This window comes from Maribacter spongiae (assembly GCF_047345125.1).
Lineage (GTDB): Bacteria > Bacteroidota > Bacteroidia > Flavobacteriales > Flavobacteriaceae > Maribacter.
In genome coordinates this window covers 375,845-393,584 of record NZ_JBLFEQ010000001.1, presented here as the reverse complement: position 1 = coordinate 393,584, position 17,740 = coordinate 375,845, and the positions used below count along the sequence as shown (strand labels likewise).

The 17,740-nt window shown below is 37.8% G+C and carries 17 protein-coding genes; 15 read left to right on the top strand and 2 right to left on the bottom strand.

Features of this window, described 5'->3' with window-relative positions:
* The first annotated feature begins 3 nt into the window (after window positions 1-3).
* From ACKWB9_RS01850 to flxY, 6 genes are read left to right on the top strand one after another with little or no spacing between them, the layout of a single operon-like run.
* Window positions 4-1,173: a DUF2062 domain-containing protein gene (locus tag ACKWB9_RS01850; RefSeq protein WP_414001426.1), complete on the top strand. Its 1,170-nt coding sequence runs from the start codon at window positions 4-6 to the stop codon at window positions 1,171-1,173.
* Complete coding sequence (locus tag ACKWB9_RS01845) at window positions 1,166-4,858, top strand: 1-acyl-sn-glycerol-3-phosphate acyltransferase (RefSeq protein ID WP_414001274.1); 3,693 nt, start codon at window positions 1,166-1,168, stop codon at window positions 4,856-4,858. The genes ACKWB9_RS01850 and ACKWB9_RS01845 overlap by 8 nt, the downstream gene beginning before the upstream one ends.
* A complete protein-coding gene (locus tag ACKWB9_RS01840) occupies window positions 4,855-6,402 on the top strand; it encodes a phytoene desaturase family protein (protein WP_414001273.1) in 1,548 nt (515 codons plus the stop codon). Before ACKWB9_RS01845 ends, ACKWB9_RS01840 begins: the two co-directional genes overlap by 4 nt.
* Complete coding sequence (locus ACKWB9_RS01835; protein ID WP_414001272.1) at window positions 6,402-7,274, top strand: cupin-like domain-containing protein; 873 nt, start codon at window positions 6,402-6,404, stop codon at window positions 7,272-7,274. Before ACKWB9_RS01840 ends, ACKWB9_RS01835 begins: the two co-directional genes overlap by 1 nt.
* 5 nt (window positions 7,275-7,279) lie before the next feature.
* Window positions 7,280-8,938, top strand: a complete 1,659-nt coding sequence (locus ACKWB9_RS01830; protein WP_414001271.1) for a C45 family autoproteolytic acyltransferase/hydolase — start codon at window positions 7,280-7,282, stop codon at window positions 8,936-8,938.
* 4 nt (window positions 8,939-8,942) lie between these two features.
* Entirely contained in the window at window positions 8,943-10,235 is a 1,293-nt protein-coding gene (gene flxY / locus ACKWB9_RS01825) for a flexirubin biosynthesis putative acyl-CoA ligase FlxY (protein WP_414001270.1), read from the top strand.
* Between the two features lie 48 nt (window positions 10,236-10,283).
* Here the strand turns inward: flxY and ACKWB9_RS01820 are convergent, their stop codons facing one another.
* Entirely contained in the window at window positions 10,284-10,616 is a 333-nt protein-coding gene (locus ACKWB9_RS01820) for a single-stranded DNA-binding protein (protein WP_414001269.1), read from the bottom strand.
* A 602-nt stretch (window positions 10,617-11,218) separates the two neighbouring features.
* Between ACKWB9_RS01820 and ACKWB9_RS01815 the strand changes: the two genes are divergently transcribed.
* The 6 genes from ACKWB9_RS01815 (at window position 11,219) to ACKWB9_RS01790 (ending at window position 15,149) form a co-directional block, all read left to right on the top strand.
* A complete protein-coding gene (locus tag ACKWB9_RS01815; RefSeq protein WP_414001268.1) occupies window positions 11,219-11,752 on the top strand; it encodes a hypothetical protein in 534 nt (177 codons plus the stop codon).
* Between the two features lie 232 nt (window positions 11,753-11,984).
* On the top strand, window positions 11,985-12,206 hold the full coding sequence (locus ACKWB9_RS01810) for a pentapeptide repeat-containing protein (RefSeq protein ID WP_414001267.1): 222 nt from the start codon (window positions 11,985-11,987) through the stop codon (window positions 12,204-12,206).
* A 274-nt stretch (window positions 12,207-12,480) separates the two neighbouring features.
* Window positions 12,481-13,338 (top strand): hypothetical protein, encoded by an 858-nt coding sequence (locus ACKWB9_RS01805; RefSeq protein ID WP_414001266.1) that lies wholly within the window; start codon window positions 12,481-12,483, stop codon window positions 13,336-13,338.
* Between the two features lie 99 nt (window positions 13,339-13,437).
* Entirely contained in the window at window positions 13,438-13,629 is a 192-nt protein-coding gene (locus ACKWB9_RS01800) for a hypothetical protein (RefSeq protein WP_414001265.1), read from the top strand.
* Window positions 13,630-13,980, top strand: coding sequence for a hypothetical protein (locus ACKWB9_RS01795; RefSeq protein WP_414001264.1), 351 nt, complete (start codon window positions 13,630-13,632; stop codon window positions 13,978-13,980).
* 470 nt (window positions 13,981-14,450) lie between these two features.
* Window positions 14,451-15,149 (top strand): hypothetical protein, encoded by a 699-nt coding sequence (locus ACKWB9_RS01790; protein WP_414001263.1) that lies wholly within the window; start codon window positions 14,451-14,453, stop codon window positions 15,147-15,149.
* 9 nt (window positions 15,150-15,158) lie between these two features.
* Here ACKWB9_RS01790 and ACKWB9_RS01785 read toward each other — a convergent pair whose 3' ends face one another.
* Entirely contained in the window at window positions 15,159-15,347 is a 189-nt protein-coding gene (locus ACKWB9_RS01785) for a hypothetical protein (protein WP_414001262.1), read from the bottom strand.
* Between the two features lie 135 nt (window positions 15,348-15,482).
* Here ACKWB9_RS01785 and ACKWB9_RS01780 point away from each other — a divergent pair, with 135 nt between their 5' ends.
* The 3 genes from ACKWB9_RS01780 to ACKWB9_RS01770 all read left to right on the top strand — a co-directional run bounded on the left by ACKWB9_RS01780 (window position 15,483) and on the right by ACKWB9_RS01770 (window position 17,603).
* Window positions 15,483-15,704, top strand: a complete 222-nt coding sequence (locus tag ACKWB9_RS01780) for a helix-turn-helix domain-containing protein (protein ID WP_414001261.1) — start codon at window positions 15,483-15,485, stop codon at window positions 15,702-15,704.
* A gap of 144 nt (window positions 15,705-15,848) precedes the next feature.
* Window positions 15,849-16,910, top strand: a complete 1,062-nt coding sequence (locus ACKWB9_RS01775) for an SH3 domain-containing protein (RefSeq protein WP_414001260.1) — start codon at window positions 15,849-15,851, stop codon at window positions 16,908-16,910.
* A 15-nt stretch (window positions 16,911-16,925) separates the two neighbouring features.
* Window positions 16,926-17,603 carry a hypothetical protein gene (locus ACKWB9_RS01770; protein WP_414001259.1) on the top strand — a complete coding sequence of 226 codons (678 nt, stop codon included), beginning with the start codon at window positions 16,926-16,928 and terminating at the stop codon, window positions 17,601-17,603.
* The last annotated feature ends 137 nt before the right edge of the window (window positions 17,604-17,740 follow it).

The following is a 17,740-nucleotide window of genomic DNA, read 5'->3' as shown; positions in this document are numbered from 1 at the left end:
AAAATGCAACGGTTAAATTGCTGTGTCATCATTCCTACTTATAACAATGCCAAAACATTGAGTGGGGTATTGGACGGCGTTATGGCATACTCTTCGGAAATTATTGTTATAAACGATGGTGCCACGGATGAAACGGCTTCTATTCTCAAGAATTACCCCCAAATACTTCAAGTTCATTTATCAAAAAATGAAGGGAAAGGAAAGGCATTGCGAACGGGGTTTAAAACGGCATTGGAAAAAAACTATGATTATGCCATTACCATTGATTCGGACGGCCAGCATTTTCCGGAGGATATAACGGTCTTTTTGGATGCCCTGGAAAAGGAAGGAACCAAAAACGTCCTTTATATCGGTGCCAGAAATATGGAACAATCCGATGTACCCGGCAAAAGCAGTTTCGGAAATAAATTTTCCAACTTTTGGTTTTGGTTCGAGACGGGAAACTGGTTGACGGACACCCAATGCGGATATCGTATGTATCCCCTTAAAGAAATACAGAAGCTAAAGCTATTTACTCCAAAGTTTGAATTTGAAATTGAAGTAATCGTAAAAGCGGCCTGGGAAGGGACCTTGGTCAAAAATATTCCGGTAAAAATACATTATGGCGATGCGGAGCGTGTATCCCATTTTAGGACTGTGCCGGATTTTACAAGAATCAGCATCTTGAATACCTGGTTTGTCCTTGTTGCCATTTTCTATATAAAGCCACGGGAACTGTATAGAAAGCTAAGAAAAAAGGGGGTGAAAAAGTTTCTTTTGGAAGATTTGCTCGGTAGTACGGATGCCCCTATCAAAAAAGCCCTTTCCATTGCATTGGGCATTTTCATCGGGCTAAGTCCTTTTTGGGGGTTTCATACCCTATTGGTCTTATTTCTGGCCTTTGTTTTTAGATTGAACAAACCTATTGCCTTTGCCTTTTCCAATATTAGCCTACCCCCGTTCATCCCTTTTATCATTTTTTTCAGTATCCGAACGGGCAGCTGGATCTTAGGAGAGGAACTTATATTTTCAATTGAAAGCAACATTACAGACTTTAACTTTCTCACCAATCTAAAAGCTTACATTGTAGGGAGTCTGACCATTGCAAGTTTGGGTGCTATTTTATCCGGAGGAATAGGTTATCTTATCCTTACATTTTTTGGCAAGCGAAAAATGGTGGTAAACAATGGGTGATATTTTTCACGGCACATACCGGTTCATCAATAAAAACAGAATAACAAGTATTATTGTATTTGTTGTTCTAACGGGCGTACTTGCTTTTTTTGCCTCTAAAATTAGATTAGAAGATGATATTACGGCCTTAATCCCGGCCAATGAAGAATCCAAAAGAGTACAAAAAGTCCTGAAATCCATTTCGTTTACGGACAAGATTATCGTAAATATCCAAAAAAACGAAAATACCTCTATAGCGGATTTGACACAATATGCATCCGATTTTATTGATAGCATCAGGCAGAATCATGGGGAGCATGTTAAAGACATACAAGGGAAAATTGATGATGCCGAAGTTTTAAAAACCTTCAATTTTGTTTATGAAAACATCCCCTTATTCCTAGACAAAGTAGATTATGCCTCTATAAAGCATAAGCTTTCAAAAGACAGTATTGCCAAAATTATGGGGCAAAACTACCGGACGTTGATCTCACCTTCGGGTATCATGGCCAAAAAAAGCATCCTGAAGGACCCTTTGGGACTATCGTTCATAGCCCTAAAAAAATTACATCAACTAGGCATTGCGGAGAACTTTAAACTAAAAAATGGGTTTTTGGTCAACAAGAAGGAAACAAATATTCTTCTTTTTATCACTCCTACCTTTCCATCGAGTGCCACGGTAGAAAACAAACCATTTTCCGATGGCCTGTATAGGTTAAAGGAGAAACTGAATCAATCATATGGCAGTAAAATAGACATTTCATTTTTTGGTGCGGCCCTCGTTGCCGTTGCCAATGCAGATCAAATACGAAAAGATATTCTGTTTACCGTGAGCATCACCATGACATTACTGGTGGTACTACTCATTCTTTTTTATAAAAAACCCACCCTACCGTTCATCTTATTTGCGCCTACCGTTTTTGGGGCATTACTTTCTTTGGCCTTCTTATTTCTGTACAGGGAACGGGTTTCCGTTATTTCCTTGGGTATCGGTTCTATTTTGTTGGGGATAACCCTGGATTATGCCCTACATATTCTAACACATATCCGAAATGGGAAAAGTGTTGGGCAGCTATATAAAGAGGTGGCCCCATCTGTTCTGATGAGCAGCCTTACCACGGCCTCGGCCTTTCTTTGCCTTTTGTTCCTGAAATCCCAGGCCCTTCAAGATTTGGGTATTTTTGCTGCCATTAGCGTAACGGGAGCTTCCTTTTTTGCATTGATATTTATTCCACAGGTATATCGTTATAAAAAAGATCCGGCTGTCAAGGGAATTTTTTTGGATCGCATTGTTTCCCATGGCCTTCATAAAAATAAGTGGGCACTGGCACTTTTGATCATTGCTTTTATCGTGAGTATTTTCACTTATAACAAGGTTGGTTTCAATCAGGACATCAACGATCTGAACTATAGGTCCGATGCGCTGATAGCGGCCCAGGAACACTTGGAAAAATTAACGGATATCGGATCTAAATCCGTTTATCTATCCACTTACGGTTCGGATAAAGAAACGGTATTGCAACGCAACGATTCCATTTATGCGGAATTGGAACAATTAAAAAAGGACAAGGTTGTCGTAAGCCATACCGCCATAGGCAGTCTGGTAAAATCACGCAGGGCACAACAAAAAAAAATAGCTGCCTGGCAACATTTTTGGACTTTGGCCAAGAGAGACTCCCTAAAGAACAATTTAATATCGTCAGGGACCGAACTCGGGTTTAAAAAAAACGTGTTCGATGATTTTCATAAATGGCTACGGACCGGTTTTCAACCGATAACGGTGCAAGATTACGATAGTATTCCGGCCCTATCCGTTAAGGACTATATTATTACCGATCAAAATGGGACAACGATTACATCACTGGTCAAAATTGAGGAAGATCAACTAAAAACGATCAAAGGGCATTTCAAGGACAAGGAGCAAACCTTGCTGATCGATCGGCAACAGGTGAATGAATCGTTTTTGGGTACTTTACGCAATGATTTTAACCGCTTGCTGATCTATTCTTTGTTTGCCGTAGTTTTTATACTGCTCTTCTTTTACAAAAGTATGTCGTTGACCTTGATTACGGGAATACCCATTTTTTTGACCTGGTTTTTAACCGTTGGAATCATGGGGTCGTTAGGGATGCAGTTCAATATCTTTAATATTGTTATCTGTAGTTTCATTTTTGGTTTGGGAGTGGATTACAGCATATTCATTACTCATGGTCTCTTAACCCGGTACAGAACGGGAGAACGCAATTTACCGACCCACAAGACCTCCATTATACTATCCGTTATCACGACCATTGCCGGAGTGGGTGTATTGATTTTTGCAAAACATCCGGTACTTACCGCCATTGCCAAAGTATCCTTGATCGGAATATGTTCTGCGGCTTTTGTAGCATTTACGTTCCAACCCTTGTTGTTTCGGCTTTTTATCGGTAATACTAAAAAGCGTCCTATTTCCCTTCGCTATTTTATACATTCCGTCCTCTCTTTTTCTTATTTTGGCCTGGGTGGTCTTTTGTTTTCCGTTTACGCCTGGATCGTTATAAAATTCGACCCCAAACGCATTGAAAAAAAGAACTTGAGTTTTCATAAAGCGGTTTCCAAATTAATGGGTTCCGTACTCTACACCAATCCTTTTGTAAAAAAGGAAATCCAAAATCCGTACGGGGAACATTTTAAGAAACCGGCCATGATCATTGCCAATCACACCTCTTTCCTAGATATTCTCTGTATAGGTATGTTGCACCCCAAAATCATCTTTTTGGTGAATGATTGGGTGTACAATTCCCCTATTTTTGGGAGTGCCGCCAAATTGGTGGGAGCCTATCCCGTAAGTGGAGGTATAGAAAACGGTGAAACATACCTGAAACAAAAAGTGGAACAGGGATTTTCCTTAATGGCCTTTCCCGAAGGTACCCGCTCTACGAGCAATAAGATAAAGCGGTTCCATAAAGGTGCTTTTTATTTGGCCGAACGGTTTAAGCTGGATATCCTTCCTATTTTGATACATGGTAATTCCGAAGTACTGCCCAAAGGAAGTTTTGTGATCAGGGACGGGGGTATCACCATTAAAATTTTACCTAGAATATCCCCAAAAAATACAACCTTTGGTGAAAATTACTCGCAAAAAGGGAAACTTTTGGGAACCTATTTCCGAAAGGAATTTCGACGATTAAGAAATGAAGTGGAAAATACGGCCTACTGGCACAAGGTTATTTTGGAACATTATCGGCACAAGGGTACCCGTCTGTACGAACAGGTCCGGAATGACCTAAAAGTCTATGGCGACAGTTACACGGAACTGCTAAGGAACATCGATACAAAAGAAAACGTTCTTCATATTTCAGAGGATTCCGGGCAGCTGGACTTTCTCCTGGCACTGGATGGTATAGATCGAAAAATAGTTGCCTTTTTAACAGATCCTTCGGACAATCAATTATTGCGAAATAGCTTTTTGACCCATCAATACGGTCATATTTCCGTTTTGGATTCCCTTGATGAAAGTACAGACCCACCGATCAATGTGCTGCTGCTTAATTATGAGGGTATCGGTCTAGAATATATCGAACGGCACATTGCACAAGGGGTCACTACGATAATATTATTGAAAGCAAGCAGAAACTTCGATTTTAATACACTTTTGAATCTTGGTTTTTCCATTAGCGTCCAAAATGATAATTTTATAATACTTATAAAAAACATATCCGATTGAAAACGTATTATGATGTTGTTATCATTGGCAGTGGTATGGGAGGATTGGTAGCTGCCAATATCCTGGCCAGGGAGGGCCGTAGTGTCTGTGTTCTGGAAAAGAACAACCAATTTGGAGGCAATTTACAGACCTTTGTCAGGGAACGGACCATTTTTGATACCGGAGTACATTATATAGGCGGACTTTCCAAAGGTCAAAACCTTTACCGCTATTTTGAGTATTTGGATATTTTGGATGGCCTACACCTTAGGCAACTCGATAAAAATGGTTTTGATGTCATTACATTTGACAATGACGATACCGAATATCCCCATGCACAGGGATATGGAAATTTTGCGAAACAGCTCATACGGGAATTTCCAAAGGAAAAAAAAGGAATAGAAGCTTATTGCAACAAATTACAGGCCATATGCGATAAATTTCCGTTGTACAATTTAGAGGAAGGAAAACCGTATGGAAACGACCCGGAAATATTCCAAACATCCGCAAAGACTTATATAGATGGGCTTACCGAAAACAAAAAACTGAGAGCCGTTCTGGCGGGATCTAATTTATTGTATGCCGGCGACCCGGACAAAACCCCGTTATACGTTCATGCGTTATCCATCAATTCTTATATTGAAAGCGCATACCGCTGTGCCGATGGGGGCAGTCAGATTACCAAATTGCTCGTCCGTAGACTAAAAGAGCTTGGCGGGGATGCTTTTAAGCACAGCGAAGTTGTGGATATTACCTGTGAGGACAAAAAAATAAAATCGGTCTCGTTAAACGATGGCAAGGTGGTTTTGGGAGATTTGTTCATCTCCAATATCGAGCCAAAACATACCATTAAAATGATAGGGGAGGAACATTTTAGAAAATCCTACAACTATCGTATCCAAGAACTGGAAAATACCATTTCCGCTTTCAGTATCCATATTGTTTTAAAGCCCGGGACATTTCCCTATATCAATAAGAATTACTATCATTTTAAAGATTACAAAAGTGTTTGGGAAGGCCATAGGTACACTGAGGAAAGCTGGCCGGAAACCTATATGGTCTCTATGGGCGTGCGTAAGAACCAGGACGAATGGGGGGAACAGCTTACGGCCATTACCTACATGCGCTATGACGAAGTAAAAGCATGGGAAACCACCTTTAATACCGTTGCCCATAAAAATGACAGAGGACAAAGTTATATCGAATTTAAAAAATATAAAGCTGATATATTTATCAAAGAACTGGAGAGAAAATTTCCCGGCCTTGGCCAATGCATACAATCCATTTACACCTCAACGCCTTTGTCATATCGAGATTATATTGGCTGTACCCAGGGTTCCATGTATGGCTACATAAAGGACATCGAAAATCCGTTAAAGGCCTTTATATCTCCAAAGACTAAAATTCCAAACCTGTTTTTTACAGGCCAAAGCCTAAATATGCACGGTATTTTAGGAGTAACTATAAGTGGTGTGGTTACCTGCTCTGAAATTCTAGGAGGCTCATATTTAATCAAAAAAATCACCTCTTCAAGCAATAAGGCCAACGAAAAAACACCTGTCTGATGGGAACATTCAAAACGACCCCGATTACCGTTCTGGAACAAATCTCCAAAGCCGAATTCATTGAACATTTTTACAAACCGCAGCTTCCCGTACTTATTAAGGGAATGACCAAGAATTGGCCCGCTTATAAAAAATGGTCCTTGGATTATATACAACAAAAGGCCGGTGACCAAATAGTACCCTTGTACAATAATGAACCGGCAAAGGGCAAACAAAGTGTTTATGCCCCGGTCAGGAAAATGAAATTGACGGAGTATATCGAAATCTTAAAGACCAAACCAACGGACCTGCGTATATTCTTCTATGAAATTCTAAAGAAGATGCCGGAACTCACGCAGGATTTTGAGTATCCGGATATTGGTCTAAAATTCTTTAAAAAGCTCCCCGCCCTTTTTTTTGGTGGTGGAGAATCCAGGGTATTCATGCACTATGATATTGATCTGCCGGATAGTATGCATTTCCATTTTGATGGCCATAAAAGCGTTACCCTTTTTTCGCCCCGGCAAACAAAATATTTATACCGGGTGCCTTATTCCATCCACAACCTGGAGGCCATAGACATGGACGACCCGGATTTTGAAAAATATCCGGCACTCCAATATGTTGAAGGTATCACCGCCCAAATGGAGCATGGTGATGCGCTCTTTATGCCCAGTGGTTACTGGCATTACATCAAATACTTGGACGGCGGTTTTTCGATGACGTTAAGGGCGCTCCCGAGAAACCCAAAAAGATTCGCCAATATGCTATACAATGTATTGATCATGAGGAATTTTGATAATTTTACGAGAAAATACTGGGGGCAGAAGTGGCTGGATCATAAAGATAGACTGGCCATACGCAAAACCCATAGAAACCTGGCCGATAATTGAACTCCGTGCAAAACATATACCGCTTTCTCAAAGTCTCTTTTCTTGCACTTTTTATAGTATCCTGCGGGGTAAAAAAATCGCTCAGGGACCGGCCCGAAATTGCCCGGTATACCACGGATATTGCCGAACGTATCCAATTAAACGACTCCACATTTACATTGGAGGATAACTTCCTGCGCAAAAATCGTCAGGGGCTATGGGAACTGTATGTAGATGGAAACCCATTGGAACTCGGGTTAAAAACAGGTAAACTCACCCAGGAACTTTTTAACGAACAAGAGGATATTTTTATCCAAAAGATCAATGAGCTGGTACCCTCCAGGGGATATCAGAACCTATTGCGAAAATTCCTGGCCTGGTTCAATAGAAAGATGTACCTGAATATAGACGAACAGTACAAAACCGAACTTTATGGCATTGCACAATACGCCTCTCCCGATTACGATCATATAGCCAAACCCTATCAACGGATCATGTATTTTCACGGTGCCCATGATATAGGTCATGCACTTCAGGATTTGGCATTGGTGGGCTGTTCTTCTTTTGCCGCCTGGGGAGCGCAAAGCAAGGACGGTAAACTCGTCATAGGCCGAAATTTCGATTTTTATGCCGGAGATGCCTTTGCCAAGAATAAGATCATCGCTTTTGTAAAACCGGATATGGGCCATAATTTCATGTCGGTTACCTGGGGCGGAATGATCGGTGTGGTTTCGGGCATGAACGATCAGGGACTTACGGTAACCATCAATGCCGGGAAATCCAGGTTTCCTTTGATCGCCAAAACACCCGTTTCACTGGTCACCAGAGAAATATTACAATACGCCTCCACCATTGAAGAAGCCATCGCTATAGCAAAAAAACGGGAGGTATTTGTTTCGGAATCTATTTTTGTGGGCAGTGCGAAGGATAAAAAAGCGGCCATTATTGAAGTTTCCCCTAATAATTTTGGAGTATATGAGGTAGCGAACAGCGGTCAATTGATCTGTGCCAATCACTTTCAAAGTAAAGCGTATGCCCAGGATAAGAAAAATAAAAAGCACATTTTTGAAAGTCATTCCCAATACCGGTATGACCGTATGACGGAGCTTTTGGAAAACACCGAAAAAGTAGGTCCCGAAAGGGCAGTTATTATTTTAAGGAACCGAAAGGGCCTGAACGAACAGGAAATCGGATACGGTAACGAAAAAGCCCTGAACCAATTATTGGCGCACCATGGTATTGTTTTTCAACCCGAAGATCTTTTGGTCCGGGTCTCCAGTAACCCGTACCAATTGGGTGAATTTGTGGCCTACGATCTAAAGGAAATATTCGGGAAGGCCCTGGATCCCAATAAAACTATTGCCAAAAGTGAACTAAATATCGAAAAGGATCCCTTTTTAGAAACAAAGGCCTATTCCAATTACGAAAAATACAGGGCGTTAAGAACTGAAATTGAAAATGGGATCGCACAAAAAACGCACCTCAATAAGACGGTATTAGATCAACTTATACAACTGAACCCGAATTTTTGGGAAGGATACTATTTGGCGGGGAAATATAATTATGACCGGGGATATGAAACGGCGGCTCTCCCCTATTTTTTGAAAGCTGTTAAAAAAGAAATAACTACGGTACCCGATCGGAAAAATGTAGAGCGGTATATTCGTAAAATAAAAAGGAGATAACACTATGACCGCGAAAATTGAAATGGCCCCGGCCGAAGAAATTAAACGGCTTCAAGAAAAAAGACTCAGGGAACTGGTCGTTTATTTGGCAGAAAAGTCCCCTTTCTATCAAAGGCTCTTTAAAGCGGCCAATATTGACATTTCCGATATTAAGGGCCTAAAGGACCTAACTCGGATCCCAACGACCAACAAAGAGGACCTACAACAATATAATGACGATTTCTTTTGTGTGCCCAAAACGGAAATCATAGATTTTGTAACCACTTCCGGTACATTGGGAGACCCGGTCACTATAGGTCTAACGGATTCGGATTTAGAGCGTTTGGCCTATAACGAGGCTATTTCCTTTGCTTGTGCAGGTGTGCAAAAAAACGATGTTTTACAGTTGACCACCACTATAGATCGCCGTTTTATGGCAGGTCTTGCCTATTTTCTGGGTGCAAGAAGGTTGGGTGCGGGAATCATTCGTGTAGGTGCCGGAATACCGGAATTGCAGTGGGATACCATTTTAAAATTCAATCCGTCCTATTTGATCGTAGTGCCCTCGTTCCTATTAAAATTGATAGAATATGCGGAATCCCATGATATAGATTATAAAAACTCCGGAATTAAAGCGGCGATCTGTATCGGTGAAGCCCTCCGCGATCAGGATTTTGGGTTGAATGTTTTGGGACAAAAAATAAAGCGTAAATGGGGTATCGAGCTCTATTCTACCTATGCCTCTACCGAAATGAGTACGGCCTTTACGGAATGCCCGGAACAACAGGGCGGACATTTACATCCCGAGCTGATCATTGCGGAAATATTGGATGATAAGGGAAATGAAGTTCCCGAAGGTTATCCGGGGGAACTTACGATTACCACGCTCGGTATTGAAGCGATGCCGCTCTTAAGGTTTAGAACGGGTGATGTAGTAGTCGCACATCGATTGCCTTGTAAATGTGGCCGCAATACACTTCGTTTAGGTCCCGTATTGGGCCGCAAAAGACAAATGATAAAATACAAGGGCACTACCCTTTATCCGCCTGCAATGGACGATCTATTGAATGATTTTAACGAAGTACAAAGCCATACGATAGAAATTTACCATAATGACATTGGCACGGATGAAATTAGGATAAAGATTGCCACAACGTCCATTTCAGAGGAATTGTCACAAAATATTAAAGATCATTTCAGATCCAAGTTACGTGTATCGCCAAAGATTGAATTCTGTAAAAAAGAGGAGATTCTAAGACTTCAGGCATCCAAATTGGGCAGAAAACCCATTAGAGTTATCGATCATAGAAAAAAATAAAAAATCCCATGCGTTCCAAAGCATGGGATTTTAATATCTTGGAACAACTTACTTGCCCAACATTAAAAGTTCATTACACCTCACCTCCGTAATATATCGCTTTTCACCTGCGGAGGTCTCATAAGAGCGGTGCGTTAATTTCCCCTCTATGGCGACCTGTTTTCCCTTGGTCAAATAATTTTCCACGATTTCGGCGGTCTTGCCCCAGGCAACTATATTGTGCCATTGGGTATCTTCTACTTTTTCGCCACTGGCATTCTTATAACTCTCGGTAGTGGCAATTGAAAATTTGGCCAATTTACTTCCACTTTCAAGGGCTATTATTTCTGGGTCCTGACCCAAATTCCCAATCAACTGTACTTTGTTTCTAAGTGCGTTCATAATATTTAATTTATCGTTAAACAGTTAATACCATCAAGCCTCCCTGACTTGACACTGCAAACCTAGAACACACTTTAAAGGTTATCCGGTTAGAAAATATTTACTTTCGTTTGTAATCATTTGTAGTCGTTTAAAAACTTTTATATAATTCATAATCAGTATTTTACATATAAATTAAAATAAGGAAATAAATTCTCGGATGTTGGACATCCATTTTTCAGCAAGTTTAGTACTTCATGATCGTACTGCCACTGGTTCGACAGGCAAAGCATAAGGAGCAATCTACTAAACACCTTTTTCATTTTCAGGAACAAACTCACTCGGTCGATGTGTTGACCCCAACCTACGACGTTAGATAACGATATGTTATTTTTTTGGGAATGAATATTTTAAATGCATCGGTCAAGAGTAGTGTTGATTTTTCAACTTCTTCTTGCATTTCTGGAGTGCTCCTTTTTCTTTTTTGAATTTCTTCTCTGACACGACACAAAAATAATCAACGTCAAACCGATATTTTCTCACAATTTTAAAAAACTTTAACATATTGTAAGAAAATACTATATTAGTGTGCCTCAAACCCAAACTTTTAAATCAAATTTCATATGTTTTGTAATTTATGGGAATGGTTAAATTCCACTAATGGTGTTTGGACCGGGCTTGTCTCCGCTTTTTCTTTTCTGTTTATTGTATTTTTTGCCTTTCGGCCTTGGTTTTATGTTTCAAAAAAAATCAGTAAAAAAGATGGTTCTTATAAATTTAAAATTATCAATTTCACTTTGGTAAAATGTTGGGATGTTAAGGTTTACCTGCGTAAAGTAGAAGAAAAACACGCTTTTCCTAAAGGAAAAGATTTAACATATACTAAAATAGACCTTAAAACAGATAGTTACGTTTATATATCAGGATCTATTACAGGTATAACGAGTATTGATAGACCCAACTGTATACAGGCAAAGGTTGTTAATGAGGATTTAAAACAAATAGTTGACGAAGATAACGTTTATTTAGAGTTGATAGTTACGGGAAGACACGGTCTTTCTGGTTTGCAAAAAGCCAAAAAGAGAACATTTAAACATGTTAGATATGTTAAAGATGGTATGTTTGAATCCGGTTTTAGTACTAAAATTGTAACTTAAAGAGCGTATTAACGTCTAATTAGACAAGAAAAAGAGGAAAATGTAAGAAATGGAATATTTTTTGTAATATTACGTTATAACATAATAAACTAAAACTCATTTATCATGAAACAAGACGTCCAAGGATAATAAACAGAATAAAATATAAACTAAGCCCTCAAAATCGAGGGCTTTAATTTTTATATACGCTTCATGAGAAGATTATAAGGCAAAACACTTTGCCCATTGTAAATTGACCGAAGTAGATTTTACCGAAGCGAACCTGACCGAAACCGTATTTGACAACTGCGATCTGGCAAGGGCCATTTTCGATCAAACCAATCTGACAAAGGTCGATTTAAGATCGGCCTACAACTTTAAAATAGACCCGGAAAAGAATACCATTAAAAATGCGGTTTTTTCAAAAGACAATCTATCGGGGCTTCTAACCAAACACCAGCTTAAAATCATTTAGCCCATCAACACAGGAGCTTTTATTTAAATAGATCATAACAGTTGCAAGAAGGGCAATCATAATACTGGAGTCAAAAAATCGGCCTCTTTTATTATAAGAATGTAAGGTTTTATTAGTTTTACCGCCAAAAGCTGCAAAATAATCCCGGATTTCATTATTGTACTTCAGGGGAAAAATAAAATCAACGTTCCGTTGAGCCAACGGCATTACTACTTTCTGAATTGCCTAATTCATAGAAATCATACAAAAACGACAACTTATCAAATCTAGACAAATGAAAAACACATTAACCATTTTAACACTACTATCGTTCGCATATGCCGTCTCGGCCCAAAATGCCAAAATAGATAAAATTATCAAAAGGGACTATACAATAATCGATGCGATCATCACCAAAATGTCAGAAAGCAATATAGAATATACACTTCCTAACGAAACCCTGGTGAACGTCATGGAAATATCCAAAATTGCGCGTATCGACTTTGCCAACGGGAGAAAACAGAGTTTTCTGGAAACAAAAACGGTTCCAGGTGTAAATGAGGAAGTGTCAAATGCTCCATCACAAAAAAAGATCCAAGAATATAGCATTAGGGAATTGGAGCAAAATACAATTGCCGTTCTGCCAATTCCTTTTGTGAATTCGGAAACTCTTTCCAGTTCTCAAGAAATGGCAAAATTTGCCCAAAATGATGTGTACGGCCAATTAATCAAGAGAGCATCCAATATATTCCCATTAACCGTACAGGATTTAAGGGTTACCAACAGTTTATTAAAAAAAGCGGGGATAGACTATAAAAATATAGATGAGATTTTAATAGAAGACCTCCAAAGTATTTTAGGCGTGGATAATATTATAGCAGCAAAGGTTTCTTATGACATAGAACATTCCGAAATCTCCACAACTTATGGAAGTACAGAACTAAAAGAAAAAAAAGATAGGGTCCGGGAAGATGATTTTAGCGAGTCGAGTACCTATGAAGAAAAGAATTATAATTACACCCTCTATTTTGATCTGTATAAAAATACCTCAAAAATATATACAAAAACGCGCCAGCCTTTCTTTAATTTAAAAGATAGTTGGATCGATTCCATGACTTACCTATTAAAAAGGTGTCCTATATATTCTAAATAAGACCCAATTGAAAAAAGACCGAGTGGAAATTTATGAAAAATAAATTGTAGTCGTTTGCAATCGGATAATTTGTATCTTGTTGCGAACGACCATTACCACATGAAAACTTTTTTGCCAATTTGCCTTTTGTCCGATCCAAGCGAACCAATACAAAGCACATTGACCTTTATCAAGAGTGCGACCTTGCCAAAGACCGATTTATCCGTTGCTAAATGGATGACCGATTATACGGGATACAGAGCTTTTGAAAGTATCGTAGAAAAAATCGAGTATCGTTATAAAAGGGAATAAATGAAAAGGGAATGTCTGGAATGTGGAAGGGATATCATTGGGCGGATCGATAAAAAATTCTGTAATGATTACTGCCGCAATGCCTATAATAATAAAGTAAATAAGGATAGTAAAAACTTGGTGCGGAATATCAATAACCGTCTCCGAAAAAATTACCGCATCCTGGATAGTTATAAACTAACGGATGGAAAGACCAAAACCACTCGTACCCGATTATTGGACAAAGGCTTTGATTTTGACTTTATCACCAACCTGTACACTACTAAAAAAGGCACTACCTACTATTTTGTTTATGATTTAGGCTATTTGCCTTTGGACAACGATTATTATATGATCGTAAAAAGGGAGTAAACCTCATAACCCAAGCTTGTTCTATAACCATGTTCAATTTTTGCCAGTTTTAATTGCGTGTTATATCTTTTTATTATTGAATTTTCAATAGGCCAAAAAATGGTCCTTTTGTTCCTTAACCTTGTCATTTTTTCCTTCCCTAGCGAATATCATGATTTTTTAGTGGCGCTCCATTTCGCGGATGAAAACCTTTTGTGTAGATCTGCTATCAAGGCTTTATTAAATCTAAATTTTATAGGAACGATATTCTTGACCCGATGCTCGGAAGGCTCAAAAGAATATTTTAAAAAATCCATACAGGTATTTTGTATAACATTTCTAATAGTTTTGCTTAACCTGTTATATAAAATACCTGCATAATTCATTTTATACAACCTCTTATACTATAAGGGGTAGCGAATAATTCTTATTTTTGGAAAAACGGACATAAATACAGAGTTATTTATGTGTTGTGCGTCATTTGAACAAAAATGGAACTGAAAGACGAACTTATAAAATCTTTTCACGAGCAATTTGCTCAGAATCAAAATCATCATCAGAAATTATTCTTTCAGATTCTTTCTGTAATTGTTACTGTAACAGTTGGATATAGTTACGTTTACACAATGGGTGGAGAGATTCTAACTACGGATTCTAAACCATCTATTTTTTTGTTATCTCTTGCACTAATTATTTCAACAATTGTTTTAGGGTTAAGTTTAGTCCTTCTTTCAAATATGGCATATGGATTTAGAAGAGACCAATTTGTAAATAACCGAATTAGAAAACGAGCAAAATTAATTCACAATAAAGATAAATCTGACGATATATTTCCAAAATCCTATGACCCTGCTTGGGGTTTTAATAAAAAACAAAAGGATTATTCAGAAAGGCTGAAAAGAATGTCCATTCAATTAAGGATAACTTATGGAGTTTGGATTTGGATTTTAAAAAGACTATCGTGGATGCCAAATTTTCATAATTCATTATTTTTTATGCTAGTATTAATTCAAATCATTTTACTAGCAAGTTATATTTTCAATCCATTCGACAATATCCAATTATTTAATTTCGACCTTTCAATTGATTGGACATTTATAGCAACTATTGTCATTTGGTCAATTTTAAGTGGACTTGTTTTGAGGTCTCAATCTGTTTTTTATAGGAAATTAAAAAAACTATTCGCTTAAAATTAAAGCCTATTTTCTCTTAACTGTCGAGTAAAATTTCTGTTTAAATTCACTCATCTCATCTTTCAATTTCTTATTTGCATTGTTAAGCAATTCATTTTGAACTTTCATTATAGCCAAAAGGTCATTCATTGCATTTAAATTCTCTAATTGAGTAAAAACTATTCTCTCCAAATCTGCTTTCGTATATCTATTCATAGTAAAAAATTACACATTAGTATTGATTTTCTACACAAATGTATTCAAAATATATCCAAAGTAAAAACAAAAGTTTAGATTTTTTAAACAATTGGAGTTATTAAGTATATTTATGTCTAGAAATTTGATATAATAATGACAGGATTAGGGTTATACTTAACTAAAAAATCAATTAACAAGGCTGAAGTTTCGAGACGAACAGGAATAAGCAAATCTCGATTAAGTCAATTAAGTGCGAATGAGTCTACAAAACTTCGGGCTGATGAATTGTACCTAATTGCATTGGCGATTGACATCGAACCTTGTGAAGTTTTTGAAGAAGTTTGTGGACACTTGGATTTGAAAAATAAAGAATAAAAACGAACGCACAACAATGGCTATAAGTAATTGCTTGTTCTCACCTACTTCTGAAAATCCTCGCGGATTTTCAGTTTGGTGTGTACTTGCTAAATTAGTTGCTGAAACACGCAACTACTCATAGCCGAGACCGTTGGCAACAATATGAAAAAGCTTTTTCCATATATAATCCTCGCCCTAATTTTAAGTTGCTGCAAAAGCAATGGAAATGAGACTCAAAAATCCGAAGTTTTAGAGCAAAAAGAATCAAACCCAGTCGAAGAAGCTAAAATTTCGGAAAAAATCATACTCCAAAACCAATCGGACACAATAGCTGAAACCCAAGAATCAGAGAAAAAATATGTTGCTGCGGAGAACGGACTTACAATTCGAGATAAACCGAGTATCGATGCTGTCAAAATTGGAACTTTGAGTTTTGGAACTGAAATATCAATTGTCGAGAAAACTGACATCCAACTTAAAATCGAAGACGAGGGAAAAACAATAAACGGGCAATGGGTCAAAATAAAAACAGGCGACCAAAAGAAAGGTTATATTTTTGATGGGTTTTTGACAGATGAAATTAGGTCTAATCTTTTTATGGTTTCCTACAATCCCAAATGGAAAGGAATGGAATTAAAATTGAGTTTTTCAAAAATTTCTGACACAGATTTTACTTCACATAAAAATAACTACGATTCAAAAATCACCAAAGACTCAACAGTAAAACAGGATTCTAGTTTTTTTGCTTTTAAAACTTCTGAAACCCTTTATAAACTATACAATAATCGGACAACTGGCAATCCGAGATTTGATTATTTCGGGTATCTTGAGCCACTAAATTCACAAATCATTGGGGGTGGTGGAGATGGAATTTATGAAATGTTCCTTGTAGAAATGGAAAGGGATTCTGTCGCTCACCTATTTGCTTTCAGTGATTCCAATTCCGATGTTCCCGTAATTTCACCTGATAACTCCAAACTAATATCATTTCAGTCGGCACCAGGTTCAGATTTAGAATCATATATTGCCTTATATGATATCGCGGAAAACTCGCTTTTAAAAAACTATATTACATACGAAACGTCTGAGTGGCGAATAAATGAAATCGTTTGGATTGACAATAAATCCATTGCTTTAAAAGTTTACGACAACTATCGAGGAAAGGACAAAAACGGAGAAAAAAAGTTTGAGAATGAACGTTATTTCAAAGCAACGATGGAATAAATACTGTTGCCAACAATGGCTATAGCAAATAGGGCGAAAAGTGCTGTATCCATTGGCTTGGGCGTGTTTTCCAAGTCCGCCATAGCCGAGACCGTTGTAACACATTTCCCGAACGTGAAATTTAAGGACTTCATAAATTCTATAAAAACTTACACTTTATTTGCAGTCGTATATATTGGATTTCTTGCAATACTCGCAGGACTTGGTTACCGAGGCAAATGGAAACCTATAGGAGACATAAACCCGTACTTTGTTGCTTTCGGAATTGTCTTAATTACTCCACTCCTTTACTGGGTAATAAAAACAAAATTGGAGGAAAGAGCTAAGAAATCGGAAAACGAAAAAAGAATTGAAAAACTTAAACAAAATGGACAAAAAGTTGAGATAGAACTAGACAAGGTTAAGATAAATTCAAGTTCGTGGCAAGAAAAAATTATTACAGATAACACGCGATATGCTGGACTTAATGAGGTTGTGGGGCGAGGAGATAGAAATTTTAAATTAGTTGATAGGACTTTAAATCAAATATCGCTAAAAAAAAACTTTAAGGGGAGAACAATAACCTATAGGGAGTCAATTAAAATGGACACGGACAACTTAAAAATTCATCTCGCTTTAAAAAAGAAAACTTTTCTATATATCGACCATAACGACAGGAAGAACATGTATTTGGACTTAGAATTTTTAAAATAAAAACGTGTTACAACAAAGACTATAAATAATACGGGTTCTGGCGTTTAATATCTAAAGCTGGTATATCAGCTATTACCGCCAAATCTTTTGGATTTGGCTTTTAAATAGAAAAAATAAAAACAAACAAAAAGATTCGG